The following is a 16,502-nucleotide window of genomic DNA, read 5'->3' on the forward strand; positions in this document are numbered from 1 at the left end:
AGTTTTGCGGTGATTCTCAAAACGCGCTTTTGACCAGCTTGCTAACGGCGCCCATGTCGGCGCGGCCCTGTACCTGGGGTTTTACCAGTGCCATGACCTTGCCCATGTCTGCCATGCTGCTGGCGCCGGTCTCTTTTACTGCGGCGGCTACGATTTCCTGAATTTCTGCTTCAGACAGCTGTTCTGGCAGGAATTCCTGAATCACGTCAATTTCCTGCTGTTCCACCTCCGCCAGCTCCGGGCGACCGGCCTTTTCGTACTGGGTGATGGAGTCGCGGCGCTGTTTGGTCATTTTGTCCAGCAGGGCGAGGATACGGGCGTCGTCCAGCTCAATGCGCTCATCCACTTCCACCCGCTTTATCTCGGCATTGATCAATCGCAGAGTGGCCAGGCGCGCCTTTGCGCGGGCTCTCATGGCGTCTTTGGTCGCGGTGGAGAGGGTTTCCTTGAGTGTGCTCATTGGCGTCGTCCGGTTGTCGTTAACGGAATTTGTTGTTTGCGGAAGCAGGATCGCTGTTTTGAGGGGGCTAAGCATAGCGCCAAGCCCGTTGCCGCTGAAGTGGCAGTGAAGCAGGCCATAATGAACAGGGCAATAAAAAACGGCGCGCGAGAAATCTCGGGCGCCGTTTCGGATCGCGAACCGCGTTCGCGTCAGCGTGCTGTGAGCGAGAGAAAGGGCTCGAACTCAGTAGAGACGCTGGAACTTGCGGTTTTCGCGCTGCATTTTCTTGGCGTGACGCTTAACAGCAGCGGCAGCCTTGCGCTTGCGAACGGAAGTGGGCTTCTCGTAAAACTCGCGACGACGTACTTCGGAAAGTACACCGGCTTTCTCGCAGGAGCGCTTGAAGCGGCGCAGGGCGATATCAAAAGGTTCGTTGTCTTTGATGCGTACTGAGGGCATTAGATTACCTGTAAAATTCGTTTCTCTCGGCCAGAGCCCTATCGATGAGAGGGGTTCTGGAACTAGCGGCCTTTCCGGCAAATTGCTCATCTCGCAGATGCAATCCGGAGGCCGGTTCACAGCGAGGGCGCAAATTCTATACAGATGATTTGGCCTTCGCAAGCTTTCCCGGGGCAAATCCGGCCCCCTTGCGGGTGGTTACGCCAAGTCGCTATGGGACAGCTCCCCGAGTTTGGCGTATAAGACTGATGGGACCAGTCAGTCTGCCCGGCCAGAGGCTGCGGCAGCGGATTTGCCGGGGCCGCCCTTAGTTCTGGTCTGGTTAGAGAGTATGATAGCGCCCCCAAACCCCGATGCGCAGCGGTCATTTGTCCGCTATTGCCGCCTGTGGGGATGTTTACCCTAATGAGAGCCCGTGGAGAACCGTGCGAGTACTCGGAATAGAAACTTCCTGTGATGAAACCGGCGTAGCCCTGTATGACACAGACCAAGGGCTGCTCGGGCATACCCTGTTCAGTCAGGTGAAGCTGCATGCGGAATACGGCGGTGTGGTGCCAGAACTGGCCAGTCGCGACCATGTGCGCAAACTGTTGCCACTGATCCGGGAAGTCATGGCCCAGAGCAACACCGAGCCGGCAGAAATCGACGGTGTCGCCTACACCGCCGGCCCTGGCCTGATTGGCGCGCTGATGGTGGGTGCCTGTGCCGGCCGCGCCATTGCCTACGGCTGGGGTGTACCGGCGATCGGGGTGCACCATATGGAGGGCCACCTGCTGGCGCCGATGCTGGAGGAAAACCCGCCGGCGTTTCCGTTTGTGGCGTTGCTGGTTTCAGGCGGCCATACCCAGCTGGTGGATGTGAAGGGGCTGGGCCGGTACGAGTTGCTGGGGGAATCCCTGGATGACGCCGCCGGTGAGGCCTTCGACAAGGCGGCGAAGATGCTGGACCTCGACTACCCTGGCGGCCCGCGCCTGGCGGCACTGGCGGAAAAGGGCGATCCGCTGAGATTTACCTTTCCACGTCCGATGACCGATCGTCCGGGGCTGGATTTCAGCTTTTCCGGCCTGAAGACGTTCACGCTGACTACCGTGCAGCAGCACGCTCTGGAGGATGGGCTGCCGGATGAGCAGACCTGTGCGGATATCGCTGCGGCTTTTCAGGAAGCGGTGGTGGACACCCTGGTAATCAAGTGTCGCCGTGCACTCAAGCAGGGCGGGCGCAAAACCCTGGTGATTGCCGGCGGCGTCTCCGCCAATAAATTGTTGCGCCAACGCCTGGAGGCACGCCTCGCGGAAGACGGTTGTAATGTTTATTACCCGCGCCAGGAATTCTGCACCGACAACGGTGCCATGATTGCCTATGCCGGTTGCTTGCGTCTTCAAACCGGTCAGCGTACCGGCCTGGATATAGAGGTCCGTCCACGCTGGCCACTGACAGAGCTTTGAGCAACTACTGCGCTCCGGCGTAAACCAAACTGCCTGCGTTCGCTACGCTTCTCAAAGCTCCGCACACTGATTGGGATTGACAGAGAATTTTGATGGATATTGTTTATATTCGGGATTTAAAGGTAGACACCATCATCGGTATCTACGATTGGGAGCGGGAGGTGCGCCAGACTGTGAGCCTGGATATCGAAATGGCGTTCGACATCCGCGAGGCCGCGCGCACTGACAACATCGAGCACACTCTGAATTACAAGGCGGTGGCCAAGCGACTGATTGCGTTTATCGAAGGCGCCGAATTTCTGCTGGTGGAAACCATGGCCGAACAGGCGGCGGAGATTGTGCGCACAGAGTTCAATGTGAGCTGGCTGCGCCTGCGTTTGTCCAAGCCCGGCGCGGTGCGCGGTGCGCGGGATGTGGGGGTCATCATTGAGCGCGGCGAACAGCGGCCGCTGGAGGCCTGAAGATGGCAACCGTTTATCTGAGCCTTGGCAGCAATATCGATCGCGAGAAAAACCTGGGTGCCGGACTGGATGCGCTGGTAAAGGCGTTTGGCGATCTCAGAATGTCACAGGTATACGAAAGCGAAGCGGTGGGCTTTGATGGCGACAATTTTTACAATCTGGTCGCGGCTATCGAAACCGACCTGCCCGTTGGCGAGTTGGCATTGCGTTTGCGCCAAATTGAAGATGAAAATGGCCGCGTGCGCAGTGGCCCCAAATTCAGCGCGCGCACACTGGATATCGACATCCTCACCTACGACGACCTCACCGGTGAGGTAGACGGGGTAAAGCTGCCGCGGGGGGAAATTCTTAAAAATGCGTTTGTGCTGTTGCCGCTCTCCGAGCTGGCTCCGGATGACGTGCATCCGTCAGCGGGAAAAAGCTACCTGCAGTTGTGGGAAGAGTACGATCGGGACTCGCAGAAATTATGGGCGGTGGCGTTTGACTGGCCGGCTGAATAATCCCTGTCAGTAGGAGCCTGCTTGCAGGCAAGCTCCTACTGGGCCCAGGGCTAAAATCCAAGTGTATTAACTCAGACTCGCCAGCGCTTCCTTGGTAAACGGCACAATCTCTTCCTCGCGACCTTGCTTCATTTTCACCAGCCAGTTCGGATCCTGCAGCAGCGCGCGACCCACAGCGATCATGTCGAACTCGTTGTTGTCCATGCGCCGGGCAAGTTCATCGAGTCCAGTGGGGTTGGCGGTACCACCCATACCCTGGTTGTTGCCACCGATAAAGTCATCGTCGAGACCGACGCTGCCCACGGAAATCACCGGCTTGCCGGTGAGTTCCTTGGTCCAGCCGGCCAGGTTCATATCGGAGCCTGCAAATTCCGGTACCCAGAAGCGTCTTGTAGAGGCGTGGAAGATATCCACACTGGCTTCGACCAGCGGTGTCAGGAAGCGCTTCAGCTCTTCCGGGGTGTGTGCCAGGCGCGCGTCGTAATCCTGCTGCTTCCACTGGGAATAGCGCAGCACGATGGCGAAGTCTTCGCCCACGGCTTCGCGCACGGCTTTCACGATCTCCACCGCGAAACGGGTGCGGTTTTCGATGGAGCCGCCGTATTCGTCGTCGCGCTGGTTGGTGCCCTCCCAGAAAAACTGGTCGATCAGATAACCGTGGGCACCGTGAAGCTCCACGCCATCGAAGCCGACTTCCTTGGCCGCTTTGGCGGCATCGGCGAACGCGCGTACTACGTCCTGGATATCGGCTTTGGTCATGGTGTGTCCGTTGGGCTTGCCCGGTTTGAACAGGCCCGACGGAGAGTAGCCGGGAATAGACTTGTCGGGGCCAACGCCCTCCTGGCGAACGGAGCCAACATGCCACAGCTGCGGAATGATCTGGCCCCCGGCCGCGTGCACCTGGTCGACGACGTTTTTCCAGCCCGCCAGAGCCTCTTCACCATAGATGGCGGGAACATTCTCGTAACCATTGGCAGCCTTGCCGTCGACAAACGTGCCCTCGGTAATGATCAGTCCCACCTCGCCCTCGGCGCGGCGACGATAGTAGCCGGCCACCTGGTCATTGGGCACATAGCCGGGTGATGCGGTGCGGGTCATGGGCGCCATGGCCACGCGGTTGCGAAGTTTCAGTGATTTGTGCGCGAAGGGGCGCAGCAGGCTGTCCAGGGAATGGCTCATCGGGAATACCGGGTTTTACTACACAGGGGGCGTACTTTACTCCTTTCCGGTCGAGAGGGTGATTATCTGCGGCGTAAAGGTGCAGGTGAGAGATGAGTGGTTGGTCTGGGGAGTGTCGTGTAGGAGCCAGCGACAGGCGGGCTCCTACGCATTGTGATTTACCGGTCAATCGCTGTTTTTCAGCGAGCGCAGCCTTTCCTCGTGCTTGCGCAATTCCTGCTTGTTTTCCAGGATCTCGTCCATGCTGAGCCCTTTCAGCTCGTGGGGAAACACCAGCCACTGGTCAGTCTCGTGCAGATAGTAATCTGGCTCGAACTCGGTCTGGTTGCGGCTGGGTTTGAAGTAGGGGCAGGCGATACGGATTTCCGGGGTGTTTTTCTTGCACGCCTTGCGCATATCGCTGATGGCCTGCTGAATGCTGAGGCCGGTGTCGTAGACGTCGTCCACGATCAGCATTTTTTCATGGGATTCCACCTGCTTGATCAGATAGGTGAGGCCATGCACCTTCACTTCTTTCTGTCGCTGGTCCAAACCGCTGTAGGACGAAGTGCGGATGGCGATATGGTCGGCGTGAAACCCGAGGAAATCGAACATCTCCTGTACCGCGATACCAATGGGGGCTCCGCCGCGCCACACGCCGACGATATAGTCAGGGCGGAAGCCGCTCTCCACCACCTTCAGGGCCAGGCTGTAGGAATCGTCCAGTAGTGACTGGGCTGAAATAAATTTTTTATCGCTCACTGCGTAACCTCAAACTGTCAGAGGGTCAGATATTCAGGCTGCGGCCGCCGTCCACGGCGATCACCTGGCCAGAGATATAGGGCGCTGCGGTCACCAGAAAACGCACGGCTTCCGCGATGTCTGATGGGTCGCCGCTGCGGTGCATGGGAATGCGCGCCAGTATCTGTTCCTTGTTATAGCCTTCACTCTCCTGTTCCGGCCACAGAATCGCACCGGGTGCCACGGCATTGACCCGCACTTCGGGCGCCAGTTCGCGGGCGAGGCTCTTGGTCAGCATTACCAGCCCGGCTTTTGCCGCGCAGTATAGGGTATGTGCCGGCATGGGTTTGTCTGCGTGAATGTCTGCCAGGTTAACAATGCAGCCGCCATTGGCTCTCAGTGCCGGTGCCAGCGCCTGGGAGAGAAAGAAGGGTGCCTTGAGATTGCTGCCCATCAACTGGTCCCAGTGTTGTTCCGTGGCGGTGCCAATGGGGGTGGGGAAGAAGGCGGAGGCGTTGTTGACCAGCACCGTCAGTTCGCCGAAACCGTCCAGAGCGCGCAGCGCCAGCTGTTCACAGTCCGCAGCACTGGCAAGGTTGCTGTGCACTGCGACGGCAGAATTCGGCCGCGCGCGATTCAGTTCCGCTACCAGCGACTCCGCGGCCTGGCGGGAATGGCGGTAGTGGATGACGACCTGGTGGTCCCGGTGCAGCGCTTCGGCAATGGCTCGGCCCAGGCGGGCGGCGGCGCCGGTGATCAGGGCTGTAGCCATGGGGTTGTTCTCGTTGGGTTGCGGGCAAACCGGCGCAGGAGGCCTGTAGGGCTCAGCACCCCGGTGCGCCGTAGGTGTTTTTCAGTGTGACCAGAGCCTGCAGCCGGGCCTGTTCCAGGGCCTTGCCCAATTCCGCGCCCGCGAAACCCTGCGCGATCAGCGCGGCGGGGTCGACACCGGCGGCGGCGTTGCGGGCGGCGCGCAGGTAGTCTACCTGTGGATATTCGCGGTCTTCCAGACCCAGGCGGCCGCGGGCGTCGGCCTCGCAGCTTTGCAGGAACTGCTCGAAACGCTCCGGACGACGCAGGGCATCCAGTGCGCGAATCAGTTTGAGAAGGGTCTGTGGGCGCAGGTCGAACGCCTTGTGGCAATGCAGGTGGTATTCGCAGACACCCAGCGCCAGTGCCTTTACCGGGTTGGGTACCCGCAGGCGCTGACAGACTGCACTGACCAATGGCAGACCGGCACTCTCGTGGCCGCGGTGACTGGGCAATACTTCTTCCGGGGTGACGCCCTTGCCGAGGTCGTGGACCAGGACCGCGAAGCGCACCGGTAATTCTGCCGGTGCCTGGCGCAGGGCGCGCAATATATGGTCCCCGGTATCCACCTCGGGGTGGTGGAGCGGCGGCTGCGGGACGCCGAACAGTCGGTCTACCTCGGGCAGCAGTACCTTGAGGGCGCCGCACTCGCGCAATACCTGAATGAAAATGTCCGGCCTCGGTTCCGTCAGTGCCCGGCTCACTTCTTTCCATACCCGCTCGGGCACCAGATGTTCCACTTCACCTGCATCTACCATGCCCTGCATCAGCGTCATGGTTTCCGGAGCGACGGAAAAACCCAGCGGCGCGTAACGGGCCGCGAAGCGGGCGACGCGCAGAATGCGCAGGGGGTCTTCGCTGAATGCAGGGGAAACATGCCGTAGCAGGCGGGCTTTGATGTCTGACTGACCGTTGTAGGGATCGACGATCTGGCCATCCTCGGTCTCCGCCATGGCGTTGACGGTGAGGTCGCGCCGCTGCAGATCCTGTTCAAGGGTGACATCGGGGCTAGCATAGACCGTAAAACCACCGTAACCGTGGCCGCTTTTGCGCTCGGTGCGGGCGAGAGCGTACTCCTCACCGGTCTCCGGGTGCAGGAATACCGGAAAGTCCTTGCCCACCGGACGAAAGCCCCGCTCCAGCATTTCGGCTTCGGTGGCGCCCACAACCACCCAGTCGCGCTCGTGTACCGGGCGCTGCAGGAGTTTGTCGCGCACCGCGCCGCCTACCAGGAAAATATTCAATGCAGGATTCCCGGATTCGTTCCGGTTAGGGATGAGAAGGTTGTAAGGGCAGGGAGTGCCATAAAAAACCGTTCAACCTGACAAGCTTCACGTATGTAGGGCAAGTGTCAGGTAAAAATCGAGTATCTGAGGGCCGAGGAAGATAAAAAAAAGGCCCCGAAAATACAAGGGGGCCCAGGTCTTAGGGTATTCGTGAAGAGAGAATCCCAATAAGCTCGTGTGCGCGGGGTTCCCCGATAAACGCTGCAGAACAGTTATAAAAACTACAGTTTCGGGGCAGATAGCGCATGTCGCCTATGGTCGTATGACCGCATAACAACATGCCGGACATTCTATTAAACCTGTCTTACCTGTCAACCATGGCATTTAAACTTTTATTGAGGGAAGTGTCGGTTGGTTCGTTAAACATATATAGGCATGGAATTAACACCTGTTTGTTTGGTTTAATTCAGCATAATTAATAAGTAAAAGCGCGATTCGTGGGGGATAGTAATAGCATGAGTGACGTGCATGTTCTCACTACAGGGGAAGCAGCCCGCTATTGTGGGGTTAATTTTCGTACAGTTATCCGTTGGATTGAGCGCGGGCAACTGAAGGCGTACAAGCTGCCAGGTCGTGGTGACCACCGTATTTGCGTTGATGATTTCGTAGGTTTCCTGCGCGACAACGCGATGCCGGTGCCCGCAGAACTTGGCGCGGCCACGCGCAAAATACTGCTGGTGGCGGATTCGCCGGAGCTGGTGGCTGCGCGCCAACTGCTGCAGCAGGCTGGCGGTGAAGTGGATGTGGCAGGGGACAGCTTCAGTGCCGGGGCCCTGTTGGCAACCGCCAAGCCCGCCATGCTGGTACTGGATACCAACCTCGAAGGGGTGAACGGCTTTCAGATACTGGACGCGATCCGCTCTCGCAGTGAGTTTGCGTCTCTGAGCGTCCTGGTGGTGGCTCCGCAGGGCGAGACCAACCAGCAGCGCTGGCTGGATGCAGGGGCCGATGCCGTGGTTGCAGCAGCCTGTGACCGCAATGAACTGGTGGGCCGTATTAATCTGCTGCTGGATGCCTGATTGGCGACAGTGAATACACGGTACTCCGAACCGGTCGCTCAGATCGGTTTGGGGACCAGCATGGATTCCTCTTCTTCAGATCGGTCCCTGCCCAGCTCCGGGCAGTGGTAACTTGCGGTAATTTCATCGTTGTTGAAGCTGTGCAGGTGGACGTCAAATCCCCACAGCCGATGCAGGTGCCTCAATACTTCACTGGTATCTTTGCCCAGCGGCCTGCGCTGGTGCTGGGTGTGGTGAAGGGTCAGAGAGCGATCGCCGCGCGTGGCAACGGAAAATACCTGTATATTCGGCTCGCGATTTCCCAGGTTGTACTGCCCGGCCAGCTTAGCCCGCAATTCCCGGTAGCCATCCTCATTGTGAATGGCGTTTACCACAATTTCTTTTTCACGATCATCGTCGGATATACAGAACAGCTTCATGTCACGCATGACCTTGGGTGACAGGAATTGCAGGATAAAACTCTCATCCTTGAAATCCCGCATAGCGAACTGGAAGGTTTCCTTCCAGTTGCTGCCGGCAATGTCCGGGAACCACGCGCGGTCTTCTTCCGTAGGGTTTTCGCAGATACGCCGCAGGTCGGTAAAAATACTGAACCCCAACGCGTAGGGGTTAATACCGTTGTAGTAAGGGCTGTCGTAGGGCGGCTGATAGATGACACTGGTGTGGCTCTGCAGGAATTCCAGCATAAAACCATCGGTCACCTTGCCCCGTAGATACAGCTCCTGCAGCAGGGTGTAGTGCCAGAAGGTTGCCCAGCCTTCATTCATCACCTGGGTCTGGCGTTGAGGGTAAAAATACTGTGCCAGTTTGCGCACGATGCGCACCAGTTCCCGCTGCCAGTTTTCCAGTAGTGGCGCATTTTTTTCGATGAAGTAGAGCAGGTTTTCCTGCGGCTCTTCCGGGAAGCGCCGTGCAGGGATCTGTTCTTCGCCATTTCCCAGTTTGGGAATGGTGCGCCACAGATCATTCAGTTGCCGCTGGCGGTATTCTTCCCGCTCTTTCTGGCGGCGTTCCTCTTCGTGCGCAGAAATCGGGTAGGGGCGTTTATAGCGATCTACCCCGTAATTCATCAGGGCGTGACAGCTGTCCAGCAGCGCTTCTACTTCGTCCACGCCGTGGCGTTCTTCACAGCGCGCGATATAGTTTTTTGCAAACAACAGGTAATCGATAATGCTGGACGCATCGGTCCAGGTACGGAATAGGTAATTGCCTTTGAAAAATGAGTTGTGTCCGTAGCAGGCGTGTGCAATCACCAGTGCCTGCATGGTCATGGTGTTTTCTTCCATGAGATAGGCGATACAGGGATTGGAGTTGATTACAATCTCGTAAGCCAATCCCATGCGCCCGCGCTGGTAATTGTTTTCCACACTGATGAATTGTTTGCCAAAAGACCAGTGGTTGTAACCCACCGGCATGCCCACCGATGAGTAGGCATCCATCATCTGCTCGGAACTGATCACTTCTATCTGGTTGGGATAGGTATCGAGACCGAACTCCTTGGCCAGCAGCGCAATTTCCCGGTCGTACTCCTGAATAAGTTCGAAAGTCCACTCGGAAGTGGTGGAAATGGGCTGCTTGGAAGTGATCGCTGAATCTAGCATCAGGCGGCAACCTTCTGGGTAAACAATTGGCGGAATACCGGGTAGATATCCTGCAGGTCGACTATCTGTTCCATGGCGAAATGATCTGGGAATGCGCGCGCGACGCTTTCATACTCATCCCACAAAGCCTGATGGTCTCGCGGGGTAATTTCCACGTAGGAGTAGTACTGCACGTGGGGCATGATGTCGTCGATGAGAATCTTGTGGCAGGTACTGGAGTCGTCATTCCAGTTGTCGCCATCCGACGCCTGAGCGCCGTAGATGTTCCACTCACTGGCCGGGTAGCGATCGCGCATGATGTCACGCATCATTTTCAAGGCGCTGGACACGATGGTGCCGCCGGTTTCTCGGGAGTAAAAGAATTCCTGTTCGTCCACTTCCTTGGCGCTGGTGTGGTGGCGAATGAAGACCACTTCCGTATATTCATAGCTGCGCTGCAAAAACAGATACAGCAGCAGGAAAAATCGCTTGGCCATGTCCTTGGTGGCCTGGTTCATGGAGCCGGAGACATCCATCAGGCAGAACATCACCGCCTTGGATCGCGGACGAGGTTGGCGCACCAATAGGTTGTATTTGAGGTCGAAGTCATCCAGGAAAGGGATGCGATTGATGCGGTTTTTCAGCTCGTCGATTTTCAGTCGTAATTCATCCACCTTGCGTTGATCGCGAAGGGCGGGATCTTTGCCTTCTTCGCTTTCCAGCTCGAGTTCGAGGAGTTTTATATTGCGCCGTTTACCGCCGCTCAGGGCAATGCGGCGGGCATTGGCAGCGCGCATGGAGCGCACGACATTGAGTCGTCCCGGGGTGCCCTCGTTGCAGAAGCCGGCGCGTACCATCTGGAATGACTCATTGCCAGCCAGCTTGCGCTTGACCATGTTTGGCAGCTCCAGACCTTCAAACATGAAGTCAAGAAATTCTTCCTGGGAAATCTGGAATACGAATTCGTCTATGCCCTCGCCACTGTCGCTGGCACCACTGCCTCCACCGCCACTACCCTGACCCTGTCCGGGACGGGGAATACGATCGCCGGTGACAAACTCCTTATTGCCAGGTAGCACCTGCTCCATATAGCCGCCGCGCCCATTGGAAAAGATTGGTTCTTTCAGGTCGCGTGCGGGAATACTGATCTTCTCGCCTTTATCCATATCGGTGATGGATCGGCTGTTCATGGCTTCGCCGACAGCTTTCTTGATGTGTGCTTTGTAACGCCGTAAAAAACGCTGGCGATTAACGGTACTTTTCTTTTTGCCGTTGAGACGGCGGTCGATGATGTAGCTCATAGTACTGCCCTAGACCTAGCTTTTTCAGGTCGTGAGTGGCGGTGCTGATGCCGGTGGCAGTTTGTGAGGCACGAACTAGGTGCCTCGAAACCCATCACTGGGGGTGCGTCTGAGGCTATCCAGGCCGCAGACGGGCTCACAAACAGGCACCGGCACTTTCACCGCCACATAAATATCTCCGGATCCACCGCGTCAGATTACTGAGACTTACGTACCCGCAGGTACCACTCGGAAAGCAGTCGCACTTGTTTCTCTGTGTAACCGCGTTCGACCATACGCGCCACAAAGTCAGCGTGTTTTTTCTGGTCATCTGCGGATGCTTTGGTATTGAAAGAAATGACTGGCAGCAGATCCTCGGTGTTGGAGAACATCTTCTTCTCGATCACCGCGCGCAGTTTTTCGTAGGAGCGCCAGTCAGGGTTCTTACCCTGATTGCCCGCGCGAGCGCGCAGAACGAAGTTGACGATTTCGTTACGGAAATCCTTCGGATTGGAAATTCCGGCGGGTTTTTCCGTCTTTTCCAGCTCCTCGTTCAGTGCCGCACGATCAAGAATTTCGCCGGTTTCCGGATCGCGGTATTCCTGATCCTGAATCCAGAAGTCCGCGTAAGTTACATAACGGTCAAACAGGTTCTGGCCGTATTCCGCATAGGATTCAAGATACGCCGTTTGAATTTCCTTGCCGATAAACTCCACATAGCGCGGTGCCAGATATTCCTTGATGAACCCCAGGTAGTTTTCCTGCTGTTCCGGCGGGAACTGCTCCTGTTCTATCTGTTGCTCCAATACATACAACAGGTGTACCGGGTTGGCCGCCACTTCGGTAGCGTCAAAATTGAACACCTTGGAAAGGATCTTGAAGGCGAAGCGGGTGGAAAGGCCGTTCATGCCCTCATCCACACCGGCGTTGTCACGGTACTCCTGAATGGTCTTCGCTTTTGGATCGGTGTCTTTCAGGTTTTCGCCGTCATATACCCGCATCTTGGAAAAAATACTCGAATTTTCCGGGTTCTTGGTGCGGGAGAGAACCGAGAACTGCGCCAGCATACGCAGGGTGTCCGGTGCGCAGGGGGCTTTCGCCAGAGAACTATTTTCCAACAGCTTGTCGTAAATCTTGATCTCTTCCTTGACCCGCAGGCAGTAGGGTACCTTGACAATGTAAATGCGGTCGAGGAACGCCTCATTATTGCGGTTATTACGGAAAGTTTGCCATTCAGATTCGTTGGAGTGAGCCAGGATCACACCGTTGAATGGGATAGCACCGAGGCCTTCGGTGCTGTTGTAGTTGCCTTCCTGAGTCGCGGTCAGCAGTGGATGCAGCACCTTGATCGGCGCCTTGAACATTTCTACAAATTCCATCAGCCCTTGATTGGAGCGGCACAGGCTGCCGGAAAAACTATACGCATCCGGATCGTTTTGTGGAAAGTCTTCCAGCTTGCGGATGTCCACCTTGCCCACCAGGGAAGAAATATCCTGGTTGTTCTCATCGCCGGGTTCAGTTTTCGCAATGGCAATCTGGTCGAGAATAGACGGTCTGATTTTCACCACTTTGAATTTGGTGATATCACCGTTGTACTCGTGCAGTCGCTTTACCGCCCACGGCGACATGATGGTATTCACATAGCGACGGGGAATACCGTAGTCCTCTTCGAGGATCTGGCCATCTTCTGTGGGTGAGAAAAGGGCAAGGGGAGATTCAAACACCGGAGACCCTTTGATGGCGTAGATCGGAACCTGCTCCATTAGCGCCTTGAGACGCTCTGCCAGCGAGGACTTGCCGCCGCCGACGGGGCCGAGCAGGTAAAGAATCTGTTTCTTTTCTTCTAGTCCCTGGGCGGCATGGCGGAAGAAGGAGACGATCTGCTCAATAGCTTCTTCCATGCCATAGAATTCACTAAAGGCCTTGTACCGCTTGATGACCTTGTTGGAGAAAATGCGTGAGAGCCGGGGGTCCCGAGAGGTGTCGACCAGCTCGGCTTCGCCGATGGCCATCAGCATGCGCTCGGCGGGAGAAGCATAGGCACTGCGGTCGTGTTTGCACAGTTCCAGATATTCCTGGATGGTGAGCTCTTCCTCCTGAACCGATTCGTAGCGTTCCAGGTAGTGGTTGAATATCGACATGGTTTACGACTCCCTGTAGCGTACCGCGTCAGTAACCGGCCTCCTGCCGTGGATTACCTACTGCGCTGCTGCGTGGTGGTGACCGCGAATACATCTCGCAGCGACTGCTTGAGAGTGCTGACGTGCGAAAACGCTATCTTTATTACCTATTGATTGTGCGGCGGTACTGCTGCCGCAATCGAGGGACTGCATTCAGTTCCCGCACTTTCAGGATAGTCACCGCTGTGACATTGAAAGGGCTATAGAATGAAAAAACGAGGGGTTTTGCGCCAGTTTTGCGAAAGGTGTTTGCGGGTTAAAATGCGCCACATTCCAGGCTGGCAAGCTGCTTGCTAGCCCCGCTTGGCGGCAGGCAGCGGGAATCGCGACAAAAACTTAACCATATATAAGGAAGATCATGAACGTTCTGGTAACTGGGGGCGCCGGCTATATCGGCAGTCACACCTGTGTTGAGCTCCTCGAGGCCGGTTTCTCGCCGGTGGTAATCGACAACCTCTGCAATAGTAGTGAAGAGGCGCTCCAGCGGGTGCAGGCCATTACCGGTAAAGCGGTTCCCTTCCACCAGGTGGATATCAAAGACGCTGATGGGCTGCGGGAGATTTTTCGTCAGTACAACATCGCCGCGGTGATCCACTTTGCTGGCCTCAAGGCCGTTGGCGAATCCGTTTCCCAACCCCTGCGCTATTACCAGAACAATGTTGCAGGAACCGTCACTCTTTGCCAGGTGATGGAAGAGTTTGGTGTGAACCAGCTGATCTTCAGCTCCTCCGCCACCGTGTACGGCGACCCTGCCAGCGTGCCGATTCGCGAAGACTTCCCCACCGGCGCCACCAATCCTTACGGTGCCAGCAAGCTGATGGTCGAGGATATTCTGCAGGACCTGTGTAAGGCTCCGGGTAATCAGTGGAAGGTCAGCCTGTTGCGCTACTTCAACCCGATTGGTGCCCACGAGAGTGGCACTATCGGCGAAGATCCTGCGGGAATACCTAACAACTTGCTGCCCTTTGTCGCTCAGGTGGCCGTGGGGCGCTTGCCGCAACTTCAGGTATTCGGCGATGACTACCCAACGCCGGATGGCACCGGTGTGCGTGACTATATCCATGTGGTCGATTTGGCTCGCGGCCACTTAGCGGCGTTGAATAAGCTGCAGAAAGAGGAAACTGAAGCCGGCTGCTACACCTATAACCTTGGCACTGGCCGCGGTAGCTCCGTACTGGAAATCGTGCGCGCCTTTGCTGAAGCCTCCCAGAAAGAAATTCCCTACCAAGTCGTCCCCCGCCGCCCTGGTGATATCGCTGAGTGCTACGCGGACCCCACATTCGCGGAACAGGAACTGGGGTGGAAGACCGAGCTTGATCTCAAACGTATGGTGGAAGATACCTGGCGCTGGCAGTCGCAGAATCCGAATGGTTATTCAGATTGAAGCCGAGCAAATAATATGAGCGAAATAGCGGGCCTGCGGGCCCGTTTTTATTTTGTGCGGTGGAAATATACGTACTGAAATTACACAATAGCCAGATGTCTGAATTCAACGATTTCAGTAAAAAATTGGTTTTCAGGTAGCTGGCAGAAAATTCATCTGGCTCTGAAATAGAACGGAGATTCTACTATTTCTGGAGTATCACATGTAAGGCATTGACTTTTAACGACTTATAAATATGCTCAATAGCCAATGCCAAAGTGTGCGAAAACGCTGAAATTCTCGTTATTTCGCACAGACGTTCCTTGATGTTGAGGGAAGCTGTTGAATTGAAAGGGATATTCTCCAAATCTAGAGTATCGCGGTAGGTAAATAGTAGCCCGAGAGATATAAGGCTGTAGGCCTTTGAATAAACTGTTATGGGTCGTAAAAATAGCATGAACAAAATACTCATATTATTTTTGATTTTTTCCTCGACGTTGGTGCAAGCCAGCGTGGATAAAGACTTATGTCCAACCTTGAATCTCGGAATCCAAAAATCTGAAGCTACGCCTGTAGTAAAAGTTGCACCTGAATATCCGAAAAGTACGGGTCGTTATCTGCCGGCATGTGTAATCGTCTCTTTTGAGCTCAAAGAGAAACCTGGCTCAGAAGGAAAGGTGTTAATTCCAAGTAACATAAAAATCGAAAGCGCTACGATGGAAGTATGGAAAGAGCCAATGAAAGTTGCCGTGTCAAAATGGGTATATTTGTCAAAAAATGTAGAGTACCGCGGGCGCCAATATGTAGATTACAGGCTCCAGCTGGCAAACCCATAACAAGTGACTACGACTCTGAGGGAACCTAACCCGCTGTTGAACACACCTCCATCTAACTGATCTGGAGGTGTCAAATGGCACGCAGAAAGCACTACAACTACGACGACGACGATTTAAGGCGACTGCGGTCGCGTTAACCGAAATTCCCGGTGTGGTTGCCAAACATGTGGCGGAAGCACTCGATATCCATGAAGTCATGCTTTATCGTTGGCGTATGGAAATGCGACGGGGCAGATCATGCCTAAGAAGAAAAAAATGCAAATTGATCCAGAGGTCAAATCTGAGCTGAAGCGGCTCAGGAAGCTGGAGCGCGGTTGAGTGCGAGGTTTTGCGCAATAAATCGGTTGTGAGATTAATGTTGGTTGGGGTTTACGCCTCTTAGGTACTGTTTGGTGTAGTCGACCAAAATTATTTTTTTGTTGCATAATTAACGGAGATTTATTGATGCCTATTCTGAAGTGGATTATTCAATATCTCTTGATGTTATTTGTATTGTTCCTGCTTTTTTCTGGCGTTCAATACTTGAAAGGTAAAGATTTTGAGTATGCGGTGGAGTTTGGTGTGCTGTGGGCTATTGTAAGCTCAACCATTTTCCTGGTTGTGCGTATAAGGAATTACAAAAATCGGATTACGTGTAAATTATGTAAGGATCTGCCGGAGCACTAGTTGAGCTTCCCCTGCGAGGCGACATTTGGAGGTTCGACGGCATGGGCCATAACAATAAAAATATAAAAATGTATTAAACATGGGATGTTCTTAGAAATTATGCCGCCATTGTGCTTGTTCTGTTTTTACTGTCGGATATTTTGTTTGGGAAGTATTCGCAAAAAACAATGGACTGAGGAAGTATATCTATATTCCATCTGGTGACCGCGCTTAAAAAATTTGCAATCGAAAACCTCTTGGTTGCCTTAAAGAAACTTAGCCTCCGCTGATTGTTAT

General features: G+C 55.2%; 16 protein-coding genes. 7 read left to right on the top strand and 9 right to left on the bottom strand.

The features are described 5' to 3' along the window. Nucleotides 1–16 precede the first annotated feature (16 nt). Together PVT68_RS13705 and rpsU are read right to left on the bottom strand one after the other, a co-directional pair. Entirely contained in the window at nt 17–460 is a 444-nt protein-coding gene (locus tag PVT68_RS13705) for a GatB/YqeY domain-containing protein (RefSeq protein ID WP_280318948.1), read from the bottom strand. Between the two features lie 225 nt (nt 461–685). After that, nucleotides 686–901, bottom strand: a complete 216-nt coding sequence (rpsU, locus tag PVT68_RS13710) for a 30S ribosomal protein S21 (protein WP_010133379.1) — start codon at nt 899–901, stop codon at nt 686–688. 425 nt (nt 902–1,326) lie between these two features. Here rpsU and tsaD point away from each other — a divergent pair, with 425 nt between their 5' ends. The 3 genes from tsaD (at nt 1,327) to folK (ending at nt 3,307) form a co-directional block, all read left to right on the top strand. Beyond that, a complete protein-coding gene (gene tsaD / locus PVT68_RS13715; protein ID WP_280318952.1) occupies nt 1,327–2,346 on the top strand; it encodes a tRNA (adenosine(37)-N6)-threonylcarbamoyltransferase complex transferase subunit TsaD in 1,020 nt (339 codons plus the stop codon). A gap of 92 nt (nt 2,347–2,438) precedes the next feature. Next, the gene (gene folB, locus PVT68_RS13720) at nt 2,439–2,807 is read left to right on the top strand and encodes a dihydroneopterin aldolase (RefSeq protein ID WP_280318954.1); all 369 of its coding nucleotides are present in this window, start codon (nt 2,439–2,441) and stop codon (nt 2,805–2,807) included. Between the two features lie 2 nt (nt 2,808–2,809). Next, the gene (gene folK / locus PVT68_RS13725) at nt 2,810–3,307 is read left to right on the top strand and encodes a 2-amino-4-hydroxy-6-hydroxymethyldihydropteridine diphosphokinase (RefSeq protein WP_280318956.1); all 498 of its coding nucleotides are present in this window, start codon (nt 2,810–2,812) and stop codon (nt 3,305–3,307) included. A gap of 66 nt (nt 3,308–3,373) precedes the next feature. Here the strand turns inward: folK and PVT68_RS13730 are convergent, their stop codons facing one another. The 4 genes from PVT68_RS13730 to PVT68_RS13745 all read right to left on the bottom strand — a co-directional run bounded on the left by PVT68_RS13730 (nt 3,374) and on the right by PVT68_RS13745 (nt 7,260). Next, complete coding sequence (locus PVT68_RS13730) at nt 3,374–4,486, bottom strand: NADH:flavin oxidoreductase (protein ID WP_280318958.1); 1,113 nt, start codon at nt 4,484–4,486, stop codon at nt 3,374–3,376. A 165-nt stretch (nt 4,487–4,651) separates the two neighbouring features. Next, entirely contained in the window at nt 4,652–5,227 is a 576-nt protein-coding gene (locus tag PVT68_RS13735) for a phosphoribosyltransferase (RefSeq protein WP_280318960.1), read from the bottom strand. Between the two features lie 25 nt (nt 5,228–5,252). After that, nucleotides 5,253–5,978, bottom strand: a complete 726-nt coding sequence (locus PVT68_RS13740) for a pteridine reductase (RefSeq protein ID WP_280318962.1) — start codon at nt 5,976–5,978, stop codon at nt 5,253–5,255. Nucleotides 5,979–6,030: 52 nt separating this feature from the next. Further along, nucleotides 6,031–7,260 carry a multifunctional CCA addition/repair protein gene (locus PVT68_RS13745; RefSeq protein ID WP_280318964.1) on the bottom strand — a complete coding sequence of 410 codons (1,230 nt, stop codon included), beginning with the start codon at nt 7,258–7,260 and terminating at the stop codon, nt 6,031–6,033. 497 nt (nt 7,261–7,757) lie between these two features. Here PVT68_RS13745 and PVT68_RS13750 point away from each other — a divergent pair, with 497 nt between their 5' ends. Further along, on the top strand, nt 7,758–8,321 hold the full coding sequence (locus PVT68_RS13750) for a response regulator (RefSeq protein ID WP_280318966.1): 564 nt from the start codon (nt 7,758–7,760) through the stop codon (nt 8,319–8,321). Between the two features lie 38 nt (nt 8,322–8,359). Here the strand turns inward: PVT68_RS13750 and PVT68_RS13755 are convergent, their stop codons facing one another. The 3 genes from PVT68_RS13755 to PVT68_RS13765 all read right to left on the bottom strand — a co-directional run bounded on the left by PVT68_RS13755 (nt 8,360) and on the right by PVT68_RS13765 (nt 13,322). Then, nucleotides 8,360–9,922, bottom strand: coding sequence for a SpoVR family protein (locus tag PVT68_RS13755; RefSeq protein ID WP_280318967.1), 1,563 nt, complete (start codon nt 9,920–9,922; stop codon nt 8,360–8,362). Then, complete coding sequence (locus PVT68_RS13760) at nt 9,922–11,202, bottom strand: YeaH/YhbH family protein (protein ID WP_280318969.1); 1,281 nt, start codon at nt 11,200–11,202, stop codon at nt 9,922–9,924. Before PVT68_RS13760 ends, PVT68_RS13755 begins: the two co-directional genes overlap by 1 nt. Nucleotides 11,203–11,399: 197 nt before the next feature. Further along, nucleotides 11,400–13,322, bottom strand: a complete 1,923-nt coding sequence (locus tag PVT68_RS13765; RefSeq protein WP_280318971.1) for a PrkA family serine protein kinase — start codon at nt 13,320–13,322, stop codon at nt 11,400–11,402. 397 nt (nt 13,323–13,719) lie between these two features. Here PVT68_RS13765 and galE point away from each other — a divergent pair, with 397 nt between their 5' ends. The 3 genes from galE (at nt 13,720) to PVT68_RS18415 (ending at nt 15,849) form a co-directional block, all read left to right on the top strand. Then, nucleotides 13,720–14,745 (top strand): UDP-glucose 4-epimerase GalE, encoded by a 1,026-nt coding sequence (gene galE / locus PVT68_RS13770; RefSeq protein WP_280318973.1) that lies wholly within the window; start codon nt 13,720–13,722, stop codon nt 14,743–14,745. A 434-nt stretch (nt 14,746–15,179) separates the two neighbouring features. Next, the gene (locus PVT68_RS13775) at nt 15,180–15,560 is read left to right on the top strand and encodes a hypothetical protein (protein ID WP_280318975.1); all 381 of its coding nucleotides are present in this window, start codon (nt 15,180–15,182) and stop codon (nt 15,558–15,560) included. A gap of 166 nt (nt 15,561–15,726) precedes the next feature. Then, entirely contained in the window at nt 15,727–15,849 is a 123-nt protein-coding gene (locus tag PVT68_RS18415; protein WP_407666154.1) for a hypothetical protein, read from the top strand. Nucleotides 15,850–16,502 lie beyond the last annotated feature (653 nt).

Origin of the sequence: Microbulbifer bruguierae, assembly GCF_029869925.1 — a bacterium.
Taxonomy (GTDB): Bacteria; Pseudomonadota; Gammaproteobacteria; order Pseudomonadales; family Cellvibrionaceae; genus Microbulbifer; species Microbulbifer bruguierae.